The organism is Phenylobacterium sp., from assembly GCF_030654915.1.
Lineage (GTDB): Bacteria > Pseudomonadota > Alphaproteobacteria > Caulobacterales > Caulobacteraceae > Phenylobacterium.
The window spans coordinates 1-4,478 of record NZ_JAURWM010000299.1 but is presented as its reverse complement, the minus strand read 5'-3'; the positions used below and the strand labels follow the sequence as shown (position 1 = coordinate 4,478).

Below are 4,478 nucleotides of genomic sequence, written 5' to 3'. Positions count from 1 at the left end.
TGTGTCAGCTCTCAAAACGGGTCGCGCCGGGACCTTCGCCCAGGCGGGTAAATTGGAGGCGCGGATATACGGGACGTAGGTCCCGGGGTCAATGCGCCCGAGGCGAGTTTAATCCACAAGGGTGACGCAGCCCGTCGCAGCGGGTGCGACGAACCAGGTCAGGTCCCCGAGAAGTCTGGTTTACGCTTCTCGATGAAGGCCGCCATGCCTTCCTTCTGGTCGTTGAAGGCGAACAGCGAGTGGAACAGGCGGCGCTCCAGGGCCACGCCGGTGGCGAGGGTGGTTTCGTAGGCGGCCTCGACCAACTCTTTGTTCATCTTCACGGCCAGAGGGGACTGGCTGGCGATCTTGGTCGCCGCGGCCATGGCTTCCTCGATCAGCTTGTCGCCGGGGACCACCCGAGAGACCAGGCCCGAACGCTCGGCCTCGGCGGAGTCCATCATCCGGCCGGTCAGGATCATCACCATGGCCTTGGACTTGCCGACGAAGCGGGTCAGGCGCTGGGTGCCGCCGATGCCGGGCGCGACGCCCAGATTGATCTCTGGCTGGCCGAACTTGGCGCTCTCGGCGGCGATGATGAAGTCGCAGAGCATGGCCAGCTCGCAGCCGCCGCCCAGGGCGTAGCCGCTGACCGCCGCGATGATCGGCTTGCGGAACTGTTCGATGCGCCGGGCGCTGGCCCCGAAGAAGTCTTCGCTGAACATCTGGGCGTAGGTCTTGGTCGACATCTCCTTGATGTCGGCGCCGGCGGCGAAGGCGCGATCCGATCCGGTCAGCACCACGCAGCCCACGCCGGCGTCGGCCTCGGCGACGTCCAACGCCGCGCACAGTTCGGTGAGCAACTGGCTGTTCAGCGCGTTCAGCGCCTCGGGTCGGTTCAGGCGGATCAGGGTCACGCCGACCCCGGTCTCCTGGGGCGTCTCGACGACTAGGGTCTCGTAGCTCATGGCCGTCTCCGTCGGAAATGTTGGGTCGGGCTTAAGGCCCCTCGACGGAATAGCCAAGCGCGCGGAGGCGGGCCGGGAGGCCGTCATCGCCGACCAGATGGCCGACCCCGACCACGACGACGGTGGCGCCTGAACCGTCCATCCGAGTCTTCAGCTCGGCGATCCAGCGTTCGTTGCGCTCGGTGACCAGCCGGGCATAGAGGCCGGGCGCGGCTTTGCGGAGCGGGCCGAGGGCGTCCTCGTCCAGGGCTTTCAGGTCGCCGTTCAGCCAATGGCCGATCAGTTCGTCATAGGCGTTTGGATTGGAGTTCAGTTCGCGCAGGGATTCTTCCAGTGAGGCGATCTGCTGAGCTCGCGGGGCGGCGTCGAAGATCGCGATCTGTTCTTCCGGGGTCTCGAAGGCCCGGCGCTTGGCCGAGGCTGGAGCGGTCGCGGCGATGGTCTTTTCAACGCCGGAGTTGGCGTCCGCCCCGGCCTTTATGAACTCGGCGCTGGCCAGCATGACTTCGGCGAACCAGGGCTCGAATTGGTCGAGCACGGCCATGCTCAGACCGAGACCCTCTGCGGCGATCTCAAGCCGCTTGGCGCCCTGCGGCGAGAGCAGCTTGGAGAGGGACGCCCCCTCCGGCAGCCGGCCCATGGTCGCGGCCAGTTGTCCGACCCGCGCCTCGGAGACCGGGTCGATCGGCAGTTCGAACCAGAGATCGTCGGCCTTGGCCAGGGCGGCGTCCAGGGCCTTGGGCCGCCAATCGAGGCCGGGGGGCAGGACGTGGACCGAGCCGAAGATGACCATTTCGGAATCGGCGTCGCGCACGGTCCAGATCGGTGGGCGGGCCTGGGCCTGGCCGTGGGCGAAGCCTGCAAGCACGAGACCGGCGAGAGCCGCCGCCAGAACGCTTTTCAACATGGGGGCTACTTCTGGCAAGCGGAGCAAAAGAAGGTCGAGCGTCCGGCCTGGACCTCGCGATGGATCACGCCCTTGCAGCCCTCGTTCAGGCAGGGCTCGCCCTCACGGTCATAGGCGCGGAAACGGTGCTGGAAGTAGCCCAACGCTCCATCGGCGGCGGCGTAGTCGCGCAGGGTCGAGCCGCCGGCCGCGATGGCCTCGTCCAGCACCTCGCGGATGATCCCGACCAGGGGCTTGATCTGAGCCGGCTTGATCGCGCCGGCCGGCTTGAACGGCGAGATGCGGGCGCGGTTGAGCGCCTCGCACACATATATATTGCCCAGGCCGGCGACGACGCGCTGATCGAGCAGCAGGGTCTTGGGACCCTGCTTGCGGCCGGCGAAGGCGTCGATCAGGCGCTGGGCGTCGAAGGCGTCCGACAGCGGCTCGGGTCCCAGACCGGCGAACCAGGGGTGCTCGGCCAGGGTTTCGGTCTCGATCAGCGCCATGTAGCCGAAGCGCCGAGGGTCGTAATAGGTGACTCGCCCGCCGCCATCGGTTTCGAAGACCACATGGGCGTGTTTGGGATTGGGGTCTGGCGCATAGTGGAACTCGCCAGGGCGGGTGGATCCCTCCGGCCGAGCGATCTCGAAACGGCCGCTCATCCCTAGGTGCATGACCAGGGTCTCGCCGCGGTCGAGCACCGCCATCAGATATTTCGCCCGTCGCTCAAGGCGCTCGATCGTCGCGCCGGTCAGGCGCTGGACGAAGCCGTCGGGAAAGGGAAAGCGCAGATCGGCGCGGCGCGCCTCGACGCGCGACAGGCGCTGACCTTCAAGAACCGGCTGCAGGCCGCGCCGGACCGTTTCGACCTCGGGAAGTTCGGGCATGGGGTGGAAGTGGCATGGCGTGCCCCGAACGACAAGCCGCGCCCCCGCTGGCGCGTCTCGCGTGCGCGAGCTAATACCCTCCTCATGACAGGACCTGCCGCCACCTTCGGATTCCGCGACGTCGATCCGGCTGAAAAGCCTGGCCTGGTGCGCGGGGTCTTCGACCGCGTCGCCAGCCGCTACGACCTGATGAACGACCTGATGAGCGGGGGCGTCCACCGGTTGTGGAAGGACGCGGTCGCCGCGCGGCTCAATCCTCAGCCCGGCGAAGTCATCATCGACTGCGCCGGCGGCACCGGGGACATGGCGCGCCGTTTCGCCAAGATGGCCCGCGGCGCCCAGGAGCGTCGCGGCGGCCCGGACGCCTCGGTGATGGTCATCGACTACAATGCCGAGATGATCGCGGCGGGACGCCAGAAGGGCGGCGAGCCGGAGATCACCTGGACCGTCGGCGACGCCCAGAACCTGCCGCTGCCCGACGCCTGCGCCAACGCCTATGTCATCTCGTTCGGCATCCGCAACGTCACCGACGTCTCGGCCGCCCTGCGCGAGGCGCGCCGGGTGTTGAAGCCGGGCGGCCGCTTCCTGTGCCTGGAATTTTCGCAGCCGCCGGCGCAGGCGTTGCGGAAGGCCTATGACGCCTATTCCTTCAAGGTGATCCCGGCCATCGGCCAGGTCGTGCTGAAGGATCGCGACAGCTACCAGTATCTGGTCGAAAGCATCCGCCGGTTCCCGGACCAGCGGACCTTCGTGGACATGATCGAGCAGGCCGGCTTCAGCCGCGCCGGCTACACCAATTTCACCGGCGGCGTGGCGGCCATGCACCACGGCTGGGCGATCTAGTTCAATGGGAAGTGTTGCGGCGTTCGGACGGCTGACAGCGGCGGCGTGGTCGCTGGCGCGCAATGACGCCCTGTTGCCGCGCGAGCTGGACGATCTCTACCCGCCCAGCCTCAGCGCCCTGTCCAAGAGCCTGCAGGTCTTCGCTGGACGCCAGGCCCGTGACGGCCGGCCCGGCGAGCGCCTGGCGCGGTCGCTGGAGAAGCTGGGGCCGGTGGCGATCAAGCTCGGCCAATTGCTGTCGACCCGCGCCGACATCTTCGGCGCCCCCTTCGCCGAGGATCTGTCGCGGCTGAAAGATAAACTCGAGCCCTTCCCGACGGAGGTCGCGCGGCGTGAGGTCGAGGCGACACTGGGCCGTCCGGTCGAGGCGCTGTTCTCGCGCTTCGGCGAGCCGGTGGCGGCGGCCTCGCTGGCCCAGGCCCATGACGCGACCCTGATCGACGGGCGCCGGGTGGCGGTGAAGGTGCTGCGTCCCGGCATCGAGCGTCGGGTGGCGCAGGACGCCGAGGTGTTGAACCTGGCGGCGCGGATCGTCGAGCGCTGGTCGGTGGCCGCGCGGCGGCTGGAGCCTCGCGCCCTGGCTGACACGGTGATCCGGGCGACCGCACTTGAGCTAGACTTCCGGCTGGAGGCGGCCGGTGGCGACGAACTGTCCGAGGTCATGGCCAAGGACGGCTATATGTCCGCGCCCAAGGTGGTGTGGGACGGGGTCGGCAAGCGGGTCCTGACCCAGGAGTGGGCGAGCGGCACACCGTTGTCGGAAGCCGCCGCGCTTGAACTGCCGGGCCTTGATCGCCCGGCCCTGGCCGACAACCTGATCCGCGCCTTCTTGGCCCAAGCCTTGGACCACGGCGTTTTCCATGCCGACCTGCACGAGGGGAACCTGTTCGTGGCCGCTCCGGCCCAGGTGAC

General features: G+C 68.2%; 5 protein-coding genes. 2 read left to right on the top strand and 3 right to left on the bottom strand.

Going from position 1 to position 4,478, the window contains the following annotated elements:
- Window positions 1–158 precede the first annotated feature (158 nt).
- The 3 genes from Q7T84_RS15970 to mutM are packed head-to-tail and all read right to left on the bottom strand — an operon-like array spanning window position 159 to window position 2,723.
- Window positions 159–947, bottom strand: coding sequence for an enoyl-CoA hydratase (locus Q7T84_RS15970; protein WP_304810781.1), 789 nt, complete (start codon window positions 945–947; stop codon window positions 159–161).
- Window positions 948–978: 31 nt separating this feature from the next.
- Complete coding sequence (locus Q7T84_RS15965) at window positions 979–1,854, bottom strand: TraB/GumN family protein (RefSeq protein WP_304810779.1); 876 nt, start codon at window positions 1,852–1,854, stop codon at window positions 979–981.
- Between the two features lie 5 nt (window positions 1,855–1,859).
- Window positions 1,860–2,723 (bottom strand): bifunctional DNA-formamidopyrimidine glycosylase/DNA-(apurinic or apyrimidinic site) lyase, encoded by an 864-nt coding sequence (gene mutM, locus Q7T84_RS15960; RefSeq protein WP_304810777.1) that lies wholly within the window; start codon window positions 2,721–2,723, stop codon window positions 1,860–1,862.
- A gap of 84 nt (window positions 2,724–2,807) precedes the next feature.
- Between mutM and Q7T84_RS15955 the strand changes: the two genes are divergently transcribed.
- Both Q7T84_RS15955 and Q7T84_RS15950 read left to right on the top strand, forming a co-directional pair.
- Window positions 2,808–3,566, top strand: a complete 759-nt coding sequence (locus tag Q7T84_RS15955) for a class I SAM-dependent methyltransferase (protein WP_304810775.1) — start codon at window positions 2,808–2,810, stop codon at window positions 3,564–3,566.
- A 4-nt stretch (window positions 3,567–3,570) separates the two neighbouring features.
- On the top strand, window positions 3,571–4,478 hold a 908-nt coding region (locus Q7T84_RS15950; protein ID WP_304810773.1), incomplete at its 3' end, for an AarF/UbiB family protein.